Origin of the sequence: Collinsella sp. An271 (genome assembly GCF_002159695.1) — a bacterium.
GTDB lineage: Bacteria > Actinomycetota > Coriobacteriia > Coriobacteriales > Coriobacteriaceae > Collinsella > Collinsella ihumii.
On sequence record NZ_NFJE01000005.1, the window covers coordinates 15,646 to 31,784 of the forward strand.

Annotated in this window: 15 protein-coding genes; all 15 read right to left on the minus strand. The window is 63.2% G+C overall.

Going from position 1 to position 16,139, the window contains the following annotated elements; translation table 11 throughout:
* Positions 1-11 precede the first annotated feature (11 nt).
* Complete coding sequence (locus B5F74_RS05640) at positions 12-1,097, minus strand: HD domain-containing phosphohydrolase (protein ID WP_087200778.1); 1,086 nt, start codon at positions 1,095-1,097, stop codon at positions 12-14.
* Positions 1,098-1,202: 105 nt separating this feature from the next.
* Complete coding sequence (locus tag B5F74_RS05645; RefSeq protein WP_087200780.1) at positions 1,203-2,219, minus strand: hypothetical protein; 1,017 nt, start codon at positions 2,217-2,219, stop codon at positions 1,203-1,205.
* Positions 2,220-2,303: 84 nt separating this feature from the next.
* Positions 2,304-4,091, minus strand: a complete 1,788-nt coding sequence (locus B5F74_RS05650) for an ABC transporter ATP-binding protein (protein ID WP_087200782.1) — start codon at positions 4,089-4,091, stop codon at positions 2,304-2,306.
* Between the two features lie 223 nt (positions 4,092-4,314).
* Complete coding sequence (locus tag B5F74_RS05655) at positions 4,315-4,953, minus strand: NUDIX hydrolase (protein WP_087200784.1); 639 nt, start codon at positions 4,951-4,953, stop codon at positions 4,315-4,317.
* 350 nt (positions 4,954-5,303) lie between these two features.
* A complete protein-coding gene (gene purD / locus B5F74_RS05660; RefSeq protein WP_066831127.1) occupies positions 5,304-6,602 on the minus strand; it encodes a phosphoribosylamine--glycine ligase in 1,299 nt (432 codons plus the stop codon).
* Positions 6,603-6,807: 205 nt separating this feature from the next.
* A complete protein-coding gene (locus B5F74_RS05665) occupies positions 6,808-7,722 on the minus strand; it encodes a DegV family protein (RefSeq protein ID WP_087200786.1) in 915 nt (304 codons plus the stop codon).
* Between the two features lie 9 nt (positions 7,723-7,731).
* Positions 7,732-9,018: an adenylosuccinate synthase gene (locus B5F74_RS05670; RefSeq protein ID WP_066831122.1), complete on the minus strand. Its 1,287-nt coding sequence runs from the start codon at positions 9,016-9,018 to the stop codon at positions 7,732-7,734.
* 262 nt (positions 9,019-9,280) lie between these two features.
* Complete coding sequence (gene dnaB / locus B5F74_RS05675) at positions 9,281-10,678, minus strand: replicative DNA helicase (protein ID WP_066831119.1); 1,398 nt, start codon at positions 10,676-10,678, stop codon at positions 9,281-9,283.
* A 653-nt stretch (positions 10,679-11,331) separates the two neighbouring features.
* Positions 11,332-11,847: a 50S ribosomal protein L9 gene (gene rplI / locus B5F74_RS05680; RefSeq protein WP_066831117.1), complete on the minus strand. Its 516-nt coding sequence runs from the start codon at positions 11,845-11,847 to the stop codon at positions 11,332-11,334.
* 41 nt (positions 11,848-11,888) lie between these two features.
* The gene (locus tag B5F74_RS05685; RefSeq protein WP_087200788.1) at positions 11,889-12,872 is read right to left on the minus strand and encodes a DUF2232 domain-containing protein; all 984 of its coding nucleotides are present in this window, start codon (positions 12,870-12,872) and stop codon (positions 11,889-11,891) included.
* A 22-nt stretch (positions 12,873-12,894) separates the two neighbouring features.
* A complete protein-coding gene (rpsR, locus tag B5F74_RS05690) occupies positions 12,895-13,161 on the minus strand; it encodes a 30S ribosomal protein S18 (RefSeq protein WP_066831111.1) in 267 nt (88 codons plus the stop codon).
* 71 nt (positions 13,162-13,232) lie between these two features.
* Positions 13,233-13,715, minus strand: coding sequence for a single-stranded DNA-binding protein (gene ssb, locus B5F74_RS05695; RefSeq protein ID WP_066831109.1), 483 nt, complete (start codon positions 13,713-13,715; stop codon positions 13,233-13,235).
* A 59-nt stretch (positions 13,716-13,774) separates the two neighbouring features.
* A complete protein-coding gene (gene rpsF / locus B5F74_RS05700; protein WP_066831107.1) occupies positions 13,775-14,068 on the minus strand; it encodes a 30S ribosomal protein S6 in 294 nt (97 codons plus the stop codon).
* Between the two features lie 386 nt (positions 14,069-14,454).
* Positions 14,455-15,618, minus strand: coding sequence for a DUF4013 domain-containing protein (locus B5F74_RS05705; protein ID WP_158095708.1), 1,164 nt, complete (start codon positions 15,616-15,618; stop codon positions 14,455-14,457).
* A gap of 82 nt (positions 15,619-15,700) precedes the next feature.
* A complete protein-coding gene (locus tag B5F74_RS05710) occupies positions 15,701-16,129 on the minus strand; it encodes a hypothetical protein (protein WP_087200792.1) in 429 nt (142 codons plus the stop codon).
* Positions 16,130-16,139 lie beyond the last annotated feature (10 nt).

Below are 16,139 nucleotides of genomic sequence, written 5' to 3' on the forward strand. Positions count from 1 at the left end.
CCTCCCCGCGCTCAGCGCGTCGCCGCCGAGCGGTCGTGCAGCTCGTTGATGCGCGGCTCGACCGCAAAGAAACAGTCCAGAAGCTCCGGGTTGAACACGCCGCACGCCCCGTCGCGAATCATGGCGAGCGCCTCCTCGCGCGGGAACGCGTCCTTGTAGACACGCTTGCTCATCAGCGCGTCGTACACGTCGGCCAGGCTCACGACCTGCGCCCAGATGCTGATCTGGTCGCCGACCAGACCGTCGGGGTACCCGTGCCCGTCCCAGCGCTCGTGATGATGGCGCGCGATGTCGATGGCATACCGGTACGCGCCCATGCTGCGCATCTGGGGGATGCGCTCCAGCAGCTCGGCGCCGCGAACCGTATGCGACTTCATGACCTCGAACTCCTCCGCCGTCAGCCTGCCGGGCTTACAGAGGATGGCGTCGGGGATGGCGATCTTGCCGACATCGTGCATGATCGAGGCGAGCGCGATGTCGTCGATATCCTCAGCGGTGAGGCCGTCGCCCAATCGGGTGCATTCAAGCACCATCTTGGTGATGTCGTGGATGCGGCGCACGTGGTCGCCGCTCTCGCCATCGCGAAACTCGATGGCCGCCGACAGGGACTCGATCATGCCGCGGTTGAGCTCGATGATACGCGCCGCACGCTCAAGCAGCTGCAAGCGCTGGTCCTCGACGGTCATCGACAGACGCTTGCGCGCCTCGAACAACTCGACCACCGACTGCACGCGTCGGATCACCGCATAGGGCACGATGGGCTTGCCGATGAAGTCCATGACTCCCAGGCGGTACGCCTCCTCCATGACCGCGTCGCCGCGCTCGGCAGTGATGAGAAACACGGGAACGCGCTGCAGGTAGCCCGTTGGAGCCAGGCGGCGCAGTACCTCGATGCCGTCAAGCCGCGGCATGACGACGTCAAGCAGCACGGCCACGTAGCCCTCGGGCTCCGCGGTGATCTTGTCGAGCGCCTCCTGGCCATCCGCCGCCTCATCGACGTCGTATATGCCGACGAACAGGTTTTCCAAGATCAAGCGGTTGATCTGCTCGTCGTCGACGATCAGCACGCGACCCTGGCTGTGCGCCCCAGCGTCCATGTCCCACCTCGCACTTCCCGTACAGCGGACGGCGCCCGGCGGCAGGCAAGCAGAGCCAGGCGCATGCGTTCGTACACTCTATTCTAGCTGTTCGTTCGCGCGTCCCTACGCGGCATCCTCAGCCGAGGCGTCCGCCGCCCCGTCTGTCACGGCATCGGGCGCCGGCAAGACGTCGGAGGGGCTCTTCTCGGGAGAGCCGCCGGAGAAGACCTCGGAGCCGTGCAGGTTCTGCTCCATGTTCTGCTCGCGCTGCTCTTCGTCGATATCGTCCTGCGTGACCTCGGTGCTTTCGGCAAGCGATGACACGGAGTTGACCTGCTCTTGGATCTTGCCGGCCGTCTCCTCGTCCATACCGACGATGCGCAGCTGCCAGTCGATGTTGCTGGTGCCGGCGGTGACCTCCTTGGTCCAGATGAACGTCAGCATGGCGCGACGCGTGCCGTCGCTCTTCAAGAACCCGAAGAAGCTGTCGTGCACGAAGTTGCCGCTCTCGTCCACGCGCACGTACACGTTGTAGACCACGCGGTTGATCTTGTTGTTCAAAAGGGCATTCGTGGCCAATGCCGCGGCCTGGATCTGCGAGTTGGACAGAAGCTCGAGCTCGTTTTTGGACGTCGTGTCGACGACCGACACCTCGACTATGCCGGATTGCTCGCTGGCCTCGTCGACCGTGAACTCCTCGGGGAACTGCGTGAAGCCGTTACCCCATTCCACACCGCTCTCCATAGCGTGCTCGACCGTCTCCACGTTGGCGCGATCGGACAGGTTCGCGGTGTTGAGGCGGCGGTTCACGCCGTAGACGACCTGCATGCCCACGACGAACACGAGCACGCCGATGATGCAGATGAGCGCAGTGCGCGTGATGGTCTGCCCGACCTTGGAGCCCGAGGGGTCGTCGGCAGAGAGCGGGTCCACCTGAGCCTGACGCGCCCGGCGGCTGCGCCGATGGTCGGACTCGAGCTTGTTGACCGCCTCGGCCCCGCCCTCCTCGCGCGCCTTGTCGCGCACGGCACGGCGGCGGGACGCGTCGCGGGCGCGCATGGGGTCGACAACGCCGGAATCATCAAGCTCTGAGAAGAGCTCGGTCGCTTCGTCCGCTGTCAGAGGTGGTCTTTTTGCCATAGCGCACCCTCAAACGTAGCGCGGGGGCCATAAACCCCCGCAGTCTCTCTCCATATCAATGCGACGCACGCGGCGGCGCTTTCCCTACAGTGCGGGGTCCGCAGACGGCACGTCTTTGGCGCGCACGCCTTCGAACTGCATCCGATAGTAACGGGCATAGGTGCCTCCGCGCGCGAGAAGCTCCTCATGCGTGCCGCGCTCCACGACCCGACCACGTTCCACCGTGGCGATCTCGTCGGCGTTTTTGATGGTCGACAGGCGGTGGGCGATGATGATCGTCGTGCGATCCTGCGCCAGCCGCTCAAGCGACTCCTGCACGGCCTCCTCGCTCTCGTTGTCGAGCGCGCTCGTGGCCTCGTCCAGAATGAGGATCGCGGGATCCTTGAGGAACACGCGGGCGATGGCAACGCGCTGCTTCTGGCCGCCGGACAGACGGCTGCCGCGCTCGCCGACCACCGTGTCGTAGCCGTCGGGCAGCGAGCAGATGAAATCGTGGATGTTCGCGCGGCGCGCCGCCTCCTCGATCTCCTCGTCGGTCGCATCCGGACGACCATAGGCGATGTTCTCGCGGATGGAGCCGTCGAACAGGTATACATCCTGCTGCACGAGGCCGATGGCACGACGCAGGCTCTCCTGCGTGACGTCGCGAACGTCCTGTCCATCGATGGTGATGGAGCCGGCATCGATATCGTAGAAGCGCGGCAGCAGCGAGCAGGTGGTGGACTTGCCGCCACCCGACGGCCCCACCAGCGCGATCGTCTCGCCCGGACGGATGGAGAGCGTGAGGTGGTCGATGACGGGACGCTGCGGGTCGCGGCCGCCCAGCTCGACGTCTTTGTACGAGAAGCAGACGTCGCGGTACTCGATGGCGCCGTCGCGCACCTCGAGCGGGCGGGCATCCGGCGCGTCGACGATGTCTGGCATGGTTGCGAGCACCTCGTCCATACGCTTGAAGCCGGCTATGGCCTTCTGGAACGTCTCGGTGGAGTTGACAAGCGTCTCGATGGGCGTGGCGAACAGGCTGATGTACAGCGCGAACGTCGCCAGATCGACCGCGGACATATTGCCCGTGGCAATGAGGTAGCCGCCGAGCACCACGATAGTGGTGTACAGCGCACCGGTCATGAGGGCGCTCGTGGCCTGGTAGTTGCCCATCACGTGGTACTGGGCCACCTTGGAGCCCAGATACGCCTCGTTGGAGCGGCGGAACTTGGCGCGCTCGGTGCCCTCGTTCGCGAACGACTTGACGACACGGATGCCGGACAGCGAGTCCTGCAGCTGCGAGTTGACATTGGAGATCTTGCGGCGGTTGTCGGCGAACACGGCGCGCATATGCAGGTTCTGGCGAACCATGATGGCCACGAACACCGCCGTGATGAGCGCCATGACGCCGGCGAGCACGGGTGCGATGGTGAACAGGATCACGAACGCGCCGATGATCTCGATGCCGCAGATGATGATCCATTCGGGCAGATGATGGGCACCCTCGCAGATGTCGAACAGGTCGTTGACCACGCGGCTCATCATGTCGCCGGAGTTCACGCGGTCAAAGTAGGAGAAGCAGAAGCGCTCATACTGGTCGAACAGGTCCTCGCGCATCTTGGACTCCATGCGCGCGCCCATGATGTGGCCCTGGGCGGACACGAAGTACTTGCATGCGGTGCGCACGAGATACATGGCGATCAGGCCGGTGGCCACAAACGCAAGGGAGCCCATAATGGCCTCCGGACCCTCCGTGAACAGGCCGCCGGTGAGGCTGCGCAAGATGACGGGGAACGCCAGATCGATCCCCGCGAGCACGAGCGCGCAGACCGTATCGGCGATGAACAGATGCTTTTGCGGCCCGTAATAGGCGACGAACCGGCGGAGCATGCTCGGTTGCTTGCTAGACAACTCTTCTCCTCACATGATGCGTTTTGGTACGTTTTGGGACGGGATCGTTTTCCCGTCGGTCGAACCGTCGCTGCGCGGCACCGATCATCGGGGACGGATGCAGATGGCAGATGTCGCGGTGCCGTCTCCGATTGCGACGACATGGCGAATCTGCCATCTGCATCCGTCCCACGGCGAAGCGACGGGACGGTCGCGTGAAATGCTACAGACGATGGGCGATGGCGTCGCAGGCGAGCGCACCGACGATGGTCTTGGAATCCTGGATCTTGCCGTCGAGCACGGCATCGATCAGCTCGTTGAGCGGCACCAGGTCGACGTTCAGGAACTCGTCCTCATCGGGGCACGCCTGGTCGAACTCGAGCTGGGTCGCCATGAAGATATGGATGAGCTCGTCAGAAAAACCGCAGGAAGAGGCCATGGTGGTCAGATAGCGCATGTTGTGCGCGATGAATCCGGTCTCCTCATGCAGTTCGCGCTTGGCGCACTCGAGCGGGTCCTCGCCCGGATCGAGCTTTCCGGCGGGCAGCTCGACCGTCACGCGATCGAGCGCGGTGCGATACTGGCGCACGAGTGCGATCTTGCCCGACTCGGTAAGCGCCACGATGGCGGCAGCCCCATGATGGCGCACAATGTCGCGCCGGGACGTATGGCCGTTCGGCAGCTGCACCTGCAGCGTGTTGACATCGAAGATCTTGCCGGACCACGCAAGCTCCTCGGACAGAATCTTCTCGTGCAGACCGGGATCGCGCTCATCATCGTCACCGAGCACGAGCGCAGGGACGTATTCCTCTTCGGCAGCGTCGTCGGCAGTCTCTTGGGTATTCAAATCCTGCTCTTCCATGATTGCTCCCTTACGTATGGTCATGTGCGATGCTTATTGTAGCGACCATCAGGCCATTATGAGTCCTGGACAAAAGGAGCACGAGATATCTCGAGCTTGCCCCCGGATACGGGGCAGCCCCACCTTCACCTCACTTCAACCCCATATGAGGTTAAAGTGAGGTGAACGTTAGCGCAGGTAGATGATGGCAGCCTCACAACCTCACCTCATTATGAGGTAGAAGTGAGGTTGAAGTGAGGTGAAGCAAACAGTGTGATGGGCTCGATAGGAGTCCGGCACAAAATAACCGGCCGGCCGGGAATCATCCCGACCGGCCGGCATCAGCCGTTTGTATCGGTCCCTAGCGACTGTTATGCCCAGGCGTCACGACCCCGCAGGGCGCGCAGGCCGATGTCATGGCGAAGCGTCTTGCCCTCGAAGTCGATCTTCTCGCAGGCCTCGTAGGCGAGATCGCGCGCGGCCTCGAACGTGGGCGCGAGCGCCGTCACGTTGAGCACGCGACCACCGTTGGTGAGCACCTGTCCATCCTCGTCCACGCGCGTGCCGGCGTGATACACCGTCACGTTCTCCATGGCCTCGGCATCCTCGATGCCCGTGATGACCTTGCCCTTCTCATACGAGCCGGGGTAGCCCGCGCTCGTGAGAACCACGGACACGGCGTATTCGTCTCGCCAATCGAGCTCGACGGCGTCCAGCGTCTGGTTGGCGCAGGCCAGCATCACGTCGACCAGATCGTTCTTCAGGCGGGGCAGGATGACCTGCGTCTCGGGATCACCGAAGCGCGCGTTGAACTCGAGCACCTTGGGGCCCGTAGGCGTCAGCATGAAGCCGCCGTACAGGCATCCACGGTAATCGATACCCTCGTCGGCAAGCTCCGCCACGACAGCATCCATGATGCGCTCCATCTCGGCGTGCTCCTCGGGAGTCACGATGGGCACGGGGCTGTAAACGCCCATGCCGCCGGTGTTGGGGCCCAGATCGCCCTCGAGGGCGCGCTTGTGATCCTGAGACGTCGCCATGGGGCGCACGGTCTTGCCGTCCGTGAACGCCAGAAGAGAGCACTCGGGACCCGTGAGCATTTCCTCGATGACCACCGTCGAACCGGCCTCGCCGAACACGCCGGCAAAGCACTCGTGCACGGCCTCTTCGGCCTGCTCGAGCTCGGTAGCCACTACAACACCCTTTCCAGCCGCCAGGCCGTCAGCCTTCACGACGAGCGGAGCGCCCTGCTCGCGCACGTACGCAAGCGCGCTCTCCTCATCGGTGAAGGAGCCGTAGGCCGCCGTGGGCACGCCGGCACGACCCATGACCTGCTTGGAGAACAGCTTGGAGCCCTCCATCTGGGCGCCCGCCGCACCGGGGCCAAAACACGGGATGCCCGCCGCGCGCACCGCGTCGGCGACGCCCGCCACGAGCGGGGCCTCGGGGCCGATCACCACAAGGCCGCAGCCCGTCTCGCGGGCAAAGTCGGCGACGGCGTCCGGATCGTTCTCATCAAGCGAGACGTTCTCGCCGACCGCGACCGTGCCGCCGTTACCCGGCGCGATGTACAGCTTGCCGCACCGAGCGGACTCGGACAGCTTCTTGGCAAGCGCGTGCTCACGGCCGCCGCTGCCCAAAAGCAGGATGTCGATGGTGTTGGTCGTCATGATGTTTCCTCCCAATCCGGCCACAAGGCCATCATGCGCAGCGATCATCGGGCGGAGCTGGCGGCTTGCCCCCTTGTACCCAACGTCTTCAGCGCAATCAAATCGTTATCGGCGGTGTGCCCGCACCCGCGCGCAGCCGCCGAGATTCCGCCACATGCGGCTTGCGGCCGCATCCGCGAGCCGCAAGCCCCTCTCATCGCCTCAGCTAGCAGGCGACGTTGTAGAACATATCGACCTCATCCAGCAGCGGGCTGTGCAGCTCGGCGGGATAGCTCAGAAGCCCCACCGCGTGCTCGCCCACATGCGTGGCGATGCACGGGCCGATCGTCGCGATGCCCGCGCATGAGGCGTTCAGCTCAAGCTCGCCCGAGACCGCCTTGTCGATCAGCTCGAGCCCGCGCTCCGAACGCGTATGCAGCTTGTAGTACGTGAGCTTTCCGAGATTCTTGGAACGCTCGACGAGCTGGCGCACCATGTACACCACGGCGTTGCGCATGCCCTTCGCCTTGTGCGCGACGTCGATGCAGCCCTTCTCTCCCAGCGCGATGACAACCTTCACGTTCAGAATCGAGGTCGCCAGGTGCTGAGCGCGCGAGGCACGGCCGCCTTTGACCAGATTGGCCAGCGTGTCGGGCACGAAGTGGATCTTGAAGGTGTCCCGGATGGCGAGCACGCGCTCGATGGCCTCGTCCATGGTGCCGCCGGCCTCGGCAATCGCCGCCGCCTCGAGCACCATAGCGCCCTCGCCCACCGTGGCAGCGTAGCTGTCGATGACCTCGATGCGCACATCCTTGAACACTTCCTGCGCCAGATAGCGCGGGGTCTCGATGGTCGAGGACAGCTCGCGCGCGATATGGATCGACAGGATCTCGGTATAGCCCTCTTCGATCAGCGCACGGTAGACCTCGACGAAATCGGCGGGCGCAGGCTGGGACGTCTGCGGCAGCTCCTGCTGCTGCTCCAGCAGATCGAGGTACTCATCGATCTGGATATCCATGCCATCGCGGTAATCGCGCCCGCCCGCAACGATGTGCAGGGGCACGATCCGGATACCAAGACGGCGCGCCGCCTCCTGGTTGATGTCCGACGCGCTGTCCGTAACGACGGCGAACTTCCGCATGGCCGACTCCTAATTCCAGAAGCGGTTGATGGTCTGCTCGCGATCCGGGCCGACGGACACGAAGGTCACGCGGGTGTGCGCGAGCTTCTCGATATAGGCGACGTAATCCTGGGCGGCCTGGGGCAGCTCGTCGAAGCTGCGGCACGCAGAGATGTCGCAGTTCCAGCCGGGCAGCTCCTCGTAGACCGGCACCGCGCGGGCGAAGACGCTCTCGTGCTCGGGCACGGTCGTGTAGCGCACGCCATCGCACTCGTAGGCAACGCAGACCTTGATGGTCTCGAAGGCGGAAAGCACGTCGAGCTTGGTGAGCGCGATGTCGGTCAGGCCGTTGACGCGCGCGGCGTAGTTGGCGATCACGCCGTCGAACCAGCCGCAGCGACGACGGCGGCCGGTCGTGACGCCGTACTCGTAGCCATCCTCCGTCAGGGTGTGGCCGGCCTCGCTCTCATAGGAAAGCTCGGTGGGCATGGGGCCGGAACCGACGCGCGTGATATACGCCTTCATGATGCCGAGCACGCGGTCGATGTTCTTCATTCCCACGCCCGAACCGGTGACGGCGCCGCCGGCGGTGCAGTTGGAGGAGGTGACATACGGATAGGTACCGTGGTCGATATCGAGCAGCGTCGCCTGGGCGCCCTCGAACAGGATGGACTTGCCCTCCTCGACCATGCCGTTGAGCAGAAGGCCGCTCTCGCAGATATAGGGACGCAGGCGCTCGGCATAGCCCAGATACTCGTCGCAGATCTGGTCGACCGTGTAGGTCGGCATGCCGAAGATCTTCTCCAGCTGCGGGTTCACGCGGTCGAGCGCGCGGCCGACCTTCTCGCGGAAAACCGCCTCGTCAAGCATGTCCTGCATACGCAGGCCGATACGCGCCATCTTATCCTGATAGCACGGGCCGATGCCGCGCTTGGTGGTACCGATGTTGTGGTCGCCCAGCAGCTGCTCGTAGGCGCCGTCCAGGTCCATGTGGTACGGCATGATGATGTGCGCGTTGCCCGACACCTTGAGGTTGGCGGTGGAGATGCCGTCGTTCTCGAACATGTCGATCTCTTCCAACAGCACCTTGGGATTCACCACGCACCCGTTGCCGATCACCGAGACGCACTCTGGATACATGATTCCCGACGGAACCTGGTGCAGGCCATATTTACGGTCGCCCACCACGATCGTGTGGCCGGCGTTGTTACCGCCCTGATAGCGAACGACGCAGTCGAAATCCCCGGCGATCAGGTCGCAGATCTTGCCCTTGCCCTCATCGCCCCACTGGGTTCCGACCAACACTGTCGACGGCATGTTGTCTCCTTACGTAAAGCTTGTGCTTCTCCATATAAGCACTCAAACATCAATATTATAGGTCCTTACCCGGACCGGCACGCTCTTGTCGAGGTATTTCCGGCAACCATCATGGTTTGGGCCGCCGAAGGTGCACCGCGGCGCCCCGATCGCACATGCGACCGCCTTGCCAGAAATCATGCCGTGCCCTTCGTCACGCACGTCCGTACAAGCGCCGAAAACACAGGTTGCCCGCGCCTTATCGCGGCGCGGGCAACCTGTGTTACTCCTCTGCGTGCTCGTTGAGCTCGTAGAATTTTGTTGATGCGGGCAAAAAGACCAGGTCCACGTCTCCAATCGGACCCGAGCGGTTCTTCGCCACGATGATGCGCGTGATGCCCTCGGGTGGACGGTCGTCACGGCCCGCCTCCTGCTCGGAGCTCGAGCGATCCAAGAACATGACGATGTCGGCGTCCTGCTCGATGGAGCCCGATTCACGAAGGTCGGACAGCTGCGGGCGCTTGCCCGTGCGCGACTCGACCGCACGGGAGAGCTGCGAGAGCGCGATCAGCGGCACGCCCAGCTCTTTGGCCATGATCTTGAGTCCACGGCTCATCTCGGAAACCTCGACGGCGCGGTTCTCGGCGCGGCGTCCCGCCGGCGGGTTCACGAGCTGCAGGTAGTCGAGGATGATGACGCACTTCTCCTTGTTGTGCAGCATACGGCGCGCCTTCGCGCGGATCTCGGTGACCGTGGTGCCCGGCGTGTCGTCGATCAGGATATCGAGGCGCGACAGGTCCTGTGTCGCCTCGTTGATGTTTGCCCACTCCTGCGGCGAGATGCGGCCGGTACGGAAGTTCGACATGTTGATCTGGGCGTGAGCGCAGATGAAGCGCTGCGCGATTTCCTTGCCGGACATCTCGAGCGAGAAGAACGCCACGGTATAGCCTTCGGACGCGGCGTTCAACGCCAGGTTCAACGCGAACGACGTCTTACCCACAGCGGGTCGCGCGCCGATGATGATGAGCTGGCCCTCGCGCAGGCCCATAAGCATGCGATCGAGGCTCGGGTAACCCGTGGGCGCACCGTGCACGTCGCCGCCCGCCGCGCAGACCTCCTCGGCCTCGTTGTAGGCCTCGATCATGAACTCGGTCAGCGACTTATATGAGCTGCGGACCTCACGCGAGGTGACCGACAGCAGCATGGACTCGGCGCGCTCGATGACCTCCTTGGTATCGGAGGGCGCATCGTAGGCGAGCGCGTTGATCTGGTTGGTAGCTCCGATGATCTCGCGCAGCATGGAATCACGGCGCACGATGCCGGCGTGATGCTGCCAGTTGACCAGCGAAAGCGTCTGGCCCATCAGCTCGAGAATGTACGCCTCTCCGCCCACCGCCTCCAGCTTGTCGATGGACTTGAGATAATCGACCAGCGAGATGGCATCGATCGGGAGGTTGCGGTCATACATCTCGTGCATGGCCTGAAACAGCGTCTTGTGCGCAGGACGGTAGAAGTCGTCCGGCAGCAGCTCGACGAGCGCCTCTTCGACGACTTCGCCCGACAGCAGCATGGCGGCCAAGACATTGGCCTCAGCCTCCACGTTATTGGGCAGACCCTTGTGAGCGCCGCGATCGGTCACGCCCGACGGCGACCACGAGTAATCCGAAGAAGACGGTGCCATGCACGCTCCCTTCCAACCTCATCGATGCAGCGCCCATCCGGCGCCTGCTCGGACCTCAATGGTAAAGCATCGCGCGCATGCGCACGGGGCTCAGCGCGCGCGGTAAATCGGCCAAACCTGACCTCAACATGCCCTGTTGAAATCTCCGTGCTCATTACGGTGCAAAACGACGGCTTTCAACGTTTTCAACAGTTTTACACTCTATCTGACGAGAGTTTTCAACAGCACAGCGTTTACCAGCGAATATACGCAAACCACGGGCGCGATGCCGCGTTTTGATCGAGACTTTACTTGAGGATTTATTGAATCCGCAGGTAGTTGAGGTGTGAATATACAAAGCCCTGATAATCGGCCCATGCGCGTATGCATGCGAACACATGAACGTATCCACTTTTGTCTTCGGCTCCAGCGTTTTCAACAGGCTTACGACGTATGACCTGTGGATTTCTTCATTCGTTTTCTTGTCAAGCCTCATCGCGATTTTTTCTAGGGAAACGCTGATTAATTGCCTTCGTGCCGAGCGGCGCCGTTCCGGGCGCTCGGCGCGGAATGAATTGATCAGCGTTTCCCTGGAATTCCCTCGCGATCGACCCAGCAAAAAGGGGCCCGGACACAGGTCCGAGCCCCTACCGAAGACTTCGGGTGCCAGATGCCTACTCGGCAGCGGCCTCGGTCTCGACGGTCTCCTCGGCAGCAGCCTCGGTCTGCTCGACCTCAGCCTCCGCCTCGACACCCACGAGCACGTTCACGGTAGCGCGGATCTCGCGATACAGAGAAACGACGACGGGGTGAGTGCCGGCGACCTTGATGGGCTTACCGAGCTCGACGCGCTTGCGGTCGATCTCGACGCCCAGCTGGGCGTTGATGGCGTCAGCGACCATGGTGCTGGTCACGGAGCCGAACAGGATGCCCTCGTCGCCGACCTTGGCGTCGACGGTGACGGACTTGCCGTCGATGGCGTCCTTGAGCGCGTTGGCGTCGGCCAGACGGACGGCCTCGCGCTTAGCGATGTTGTTGCGGCGCTCATCGAGCTGCTTCAGGTTGCCCTTGGTAGCCGCAATGGCGAGCTTCTTCGGGAAGAGGTAGTTCTCGGCGTAGCCCTGCGCGACGTCGACGACGTCGCCCTCGCCACCCTTGCCCTTGATCTCACCCAAGAGAATGACTTTCATGAGATCTCCTTGCGTTCGCACCGCTCATGACGGCGCAGAAATTACTGTTGCTCCTGGATGTACGAGCCGTCCCGCGGAAGTTTGCGGAAGTTCGCCCATACATCGATCAGGCCGACGATGCTCATGATAAAGAACATCATCTCGGACCAGAAGATAAAGAAGATGCTGAGGGTCCTCGTCGCGCATCCTATCCGCTTGCGAGACATCCAGGCGTTCACCACGCCGAATCCCTGGCACGCGAAGATGATGCGTATGCTCATCAGCGCCGTGGCGCTGATCGTGCGCAAAATCCCCGCCTCGGCAAAGCCGGTAAACGAGGCTCCCAGGCACACGATCGCAATCGAAAGCACCCCGACGCTCCACATGGGGGCATCGAAGTTCGACAGCGACGGCCGCTTGGGACGCCCGGTGCTGCGCGTGTGCATCAGGTAGGACCCGATGCCCGCAACCAGCGCATCGAGCGAAGCGCTGCTCACATACATGAACGGCCACATCGCTTCGATCAGGTAACCGATCTGCTGGAACAGAAGGTCACCCTCGATGTCCGACCCTGCCGATACCCGAAGGCTGTCGGCAAAGTAGGACGTAGCGATATCGTGGATCGAATCGCCGCTTGACGCGGCAATCGCCGCGTCAATGCCAAAGCTCGCAAGCGCCGCGATCGCGATCGCCACCGATATGTTGGTGACCGTCGCGCCGCGCCACATGCAAAACACGACACCCAGGCAGCTCACCATCATGGGAGCCAGAAGTATCGAGGCATTGACGTCGGAGAACAAGGAGATGAGGACGAGCCCGGCGCACAGTGCAAGTGCGAGGACAAGTCCACGCAACCCCTTAGCCTCCGCCAGCTCACGCATGCCGTATGCGATGAGCAGGACCCCAACGAACGGAAGGAACATCGCGGCGATGCATCCGAGCACCAACATGAGCGTGCCGTGCAAAATCGACGGCGCGACTGCATGCGAGGCCGGATCCGTGGGCACCATGGCGCCCCGCTGCGGATCTTGGCTTCCGTCCTGCATCAGCTAAATCCTCGTCCCTCGCCTAGCCGCGGTTGCGCTCGCCGCGGGAAGAAACCACGGGAACGGTGTAGGGCAGGAGAGCCATCACGCGAGCGCGCTTGATGGCGTTCGCGATGTCATGCTGGTGCTGCGTGCAAGCGCCAGTGACGCGACGGGGCTTGATCTTGCCGCGGTCGGTCATGTACTTACGGAGAAGCTGAGTATCCTTGTAATCGATGTACTCGGTGTTCTCCTTGCAGAACTGGCAGTACTTACGACGCGGCTGACGTGCTGAATAATCATTAGCCATGTCAAAATACCTTTCATTTGGCGCCGCCGGCACATGCCGCAGCGCCGCTCACTTACAACGTGTATCCCGTCCTAGAACGGAATGTCCTCATCGTAGACGTCGACCGCCGGGGGAGCCTGCACCGGTGCGGGTGCGGGCGCCGGCTGGGCCGCGGGAGCGGCATAGCCGCCCGAGTAGCCGCCACCATAGGAGCTGCCGCCGTCCTGGCTGTAGCCACCCTGGTTCTGACCACGGCTCATGAACTCGATTTCATCGACGATGACCTCGAGCTTGCTGCGACGCTGACCGTCGCGCTCCCACGAGCTGTAGCGCAGCTTTCCCTCGATCGCGACCTTCGACCCCTTCTGGAGGTAGCGACTCACGGCCTCGGCACGCGTTCCGAACATCGTGCAGTCGACGAAATTGGGGTAGTCCTCCCAATCGCCGGTCTGCGGATTGCGGCGACGGTCGTTGACCGCCACGCCAAACGAGAGCACCTGGGTGCCACTCGCCGTGGCACGCAGCTCGGGATCGCGGGTGAGGTTACCGGAGATGTTGACTCGATTGATACTCATCAGGCTCACTACCTCTCTTGTTCGGCACGCCTCTCGGCGCGCCGGCTTCCAGACGATTCTTACTCCATGTCGTCACGACGAACGATCATGTGACGAACCACGGCATCGGTGATGCGCAGCACGCGGTCGAGCTCGGCGATCTGGGTGGGATCTGCGTGGAAGTTGATGAGGGTGTAATCACCTTCGGTGAGCTTGTTGATCTCGTAGGCGAGCTTGCGCTTGCCCCACTCGTCAACGTTGTCGACCTTACCGTTACCCTCGGCAATCGTGGTATCGATACGCTTCATCACGGCGAGACGGGTCTCGGGATCGAGCGCGGGGTCGACGAAGAACAGCAGTTCATAAGCCTTCATTTTGTCACCTCCTCTGGACATAAGGCTCCGGGTCGTGAAGGTGCGCCCAGAGCAGGAAAAGACCGGATTACTTTAGAACAACCCGGCAGCTTCCTCAAGTGTCCGTGCGTTCCCGCAGGTACAACCTCATGACCTCCACACATATCGCTGCGTGTGACATGCGGCGGACCAAAACGCGCTGCGCTCCACCAGCATGCCATGGCACCCGGACAGAAATCCTGTGCCTCCATGACGGCGTCAAACAGGACGCCGAACGCATCCATGACATATCCGATGCCCCCCGCGTGGTGCCCACACGCGTCGCGCGCGGGCACGGGTTGCCCTGCCGTCTCGGCGCTCTTCATCATGAAAAAAGGCGCCGCGGCAAGGCGGCGCCTGAGAAGAAGCTATCGGTCTTCATCCCCATCGTCGGTGCTGATGGGGCCGAGCAGGATCGGCCCGCGCTCGGATGCGGGCTCGGCATCGGGGGCGCTATCGGCCTGCGAGGCCGGCACGACCGGCGCCGGCTCGTCGGGAACCTGCTGCACCGCGGCCGGCTCGGCCGTCTGGGATGCAGCCGGCGCGGCCGGCTCGGAAGCACCTGCAGGCTGCTCTGCCGCAGACGCGTCCGCATCGGGCCTGCGAGGGGGCTGGTCGGCCTGGGCGCCGGGATAGGGGTTCGACGCCGCAGCGCTCGCCTGGTACGGAACGCCGTCGGGCAAGGGGGCCGAGGACACGCCCCAGCGGCCGACGTCGAAGCGGCAGAACCACTGACCGACCGCGTTGATGGAGATGAGCTGCATCGCGGTGCCGATCACGCCCCCGAAGAACATGACGACGACCACGAGCACCACCGCCAAGACGATGATGCCGGGCCCGACGCCCTGGATCATATGGCTCGCGTACTCGCTGCCCCTCAATCCGGCCCCGAGCACGAAACCCATCACGCCGCCGAAGGCAAACAGGCTTCCCACCAGCGCGATCGCCATCGAATAGGCCGTGGTGACCAGCCCGCCGATAAGCGACACGCCGTACGCGTGGAGAAATCCGCGCGGATCGCGCCCGATCATCTGGAACAGGCGGTCGACGCGCCAGCCGGCGGCGAAGTTGTCGTAAATGGTCGCGCGCACCATGGCCGCCGTGGCAAACGTCCCCATCAGCAGATTGACGATCAGGATCACCAGAGCGATCAGAATGGACGTGTCGCGCGCGAGATCGAACACCGAGCTCGAGAACACCCCGATGCCCATGGGGAACGCGGCGATGGGATACCAGCCGCCGAACAGCATGAGGTCGATCGCCCCGAGCACGAGGCCCATGGTCACCGTGAGCAGAAACGCGATGCCGCCCGTCGAAAGCACCTTGCCGTAGGCGACGCCGCGCTGCTTGGGCGCTGCGTCGACGCCCCATGCGGTCAGGCGCGCCCACTCCAGGCCGTATCCAAGGATGGCGATCTGGCCCAAGATGGGAATCCAGCCGACAAGGGTGAGGATTAGCAGCGGCTTGATCCATCCCTTGTCGCGCGTCAGCATCTTCCAGGAAGAGACGAATCCCAGCTGCTGTGCGTACATATCTCTTACTCCTCTGATCTCAGGTCGCCGAGGCGACCGTGCCATGCACCTTCACCGCTTTATCGCGCCGCGATAGCCTCGCCTACCGGGCAACGTCCGCGAACAGCGACCGCACCGTCCCCATGCAGATAGACGATTCGGCAAACGAATACGCAGCGCCCGCGCGATACGGCAGCACCATCAGGCGCGCCATGGCGTCCCCGCGACACGCCGCCTCGCATATGAGGGCGCCGGTATGCCCGGCATCGACATCAACGAACCCATCATAGACAAAGGCATACGCCTCCGGCTTCTCGCGGACCAAAAGATCGCGCACGGAGCGGTAGATATCCCGTGCCGACCGACCGTGGTGCTCAACGATGTCGTACCCGTCGGATGCGCACATGATGGTAAAGGGAGCGAGGGAACCGCATCCGATAAGGCACGACCGCGCCTCCGCAAACGCGTGGTCGACGGCGACGCGCAGCGCCTCTGCCGGCATGGCGTGCGTGGCTATGCTCGTGGCGTACATCGCGGTTCCT

Excerpts from the sequence above, each read along its gene's own strand:
- rpsF (WP_066831107.1), bottom strand. The coding sequence starts at position 14,068 with ATGAAGGCTTATGAACTGCTGTTCTTCGTCGACCCCGCGCTCGATCCC.
- B5F74_RS05640 (WP_087200778.1), bottom strand. The coding sequence starts at position 1,097 with ATGGACGCTGGGGCGCACAGCCAGGGTCGCGTGCTGATCGTCGACGAC.
- B5F74_RS05685 (WP_087200788.1), bottom strand. The coding sequence starts at position 12,872 with ATGCAGGACGGAAGCCAAGATCCGCAGCGGGGCGCCATGGTGCCCACG.
- B5F74_RS05670 (WP_066831122.1), bottom strand. The coding sequence starts at position 9,018 with ATGCCGTCGACAGTGTTGGTCGGAACCCAGTGGGGCGATGAGGGCAAG.
- rpsR (WP_066831111.1), bottom strand. The coding sequence starts at position 13,161 with ATGGCTAATGATTATTCAGCACGTCAGCCGCGTCGTAAGTACTGCCAG.
- B5F74_RS05665 (WP_087200786.1), bottom strand. The coding sequence starts at position 7,722 with ATGCGGAAGTTCGCCGTCGTTACGGACAGCGCGTCGGACATCAACCAG.
- ssb (WP_066831109.1), bottom strand. The coding sequence starts at position 13,715 with ATGAGTATCAATCGAGTCAACATCTCCGGTAACCTCACCCGCGATCCC.
- B5F74_RS05655 (WP_087200784.1), bottom strand. The coding sequence starts at position 4,953 with ATGGAAGAGCAGGATTTGAATACCCAAGAGACTGCCGACGACGCTGCC.
- purD (WP_066831127.1), bottom strand. The coding sequence starts at position 6,602 with ATGACGACCAACACCATCGACATCCTGCTTTTGGGCAGCGGCGGCCGT.
- B5F74_RS05710 (WP_087200792.1), bottom strand. The coding sequence starts at position 16,129 with ATGTACGCCACGAGCATAGCCACGCACGCCATGCCGGCAGAGGCGCTG.
- B5F74_RS05650 (WP_087200782.1), bottom strand. The coding sequence starts at position 4,091 with ATGCTCCGCCGGTTCGTCGCCTATTACGGGCCGCAAAAGCATCTGTTC.
- rplI (WP_066831117.1), bottom strand. The coding sequence starts at position 11,847 with ATGAAAGTCATTCTCTTGGGTGAGATCAAGGGCAAGGGTGGCGAGGGC.
- B5F74_RS05705 (WP_158095708.1), bottom strand. The coding sequence starts at position 15,618 with ATGTACGCACAGCAGCTGGGATTCGTCTCTTCCTGGAAGATGCTGACG.
- B5F74_RS05645 (WP_087200780.1), bottom strand. The coding sequence starts at position 2,219 with ATGGCAAAAAGACCACCTCTGACAGCGGACGAAGCGACCGAGCTCTTC.
- dnaB (WP_066831119.1), bottom strand. The coding sequence starts at position 10,678 with ATGGCACCGTCTTCTTCGGATTACTCGTGGTCGCCGTCGGGCGTGACC.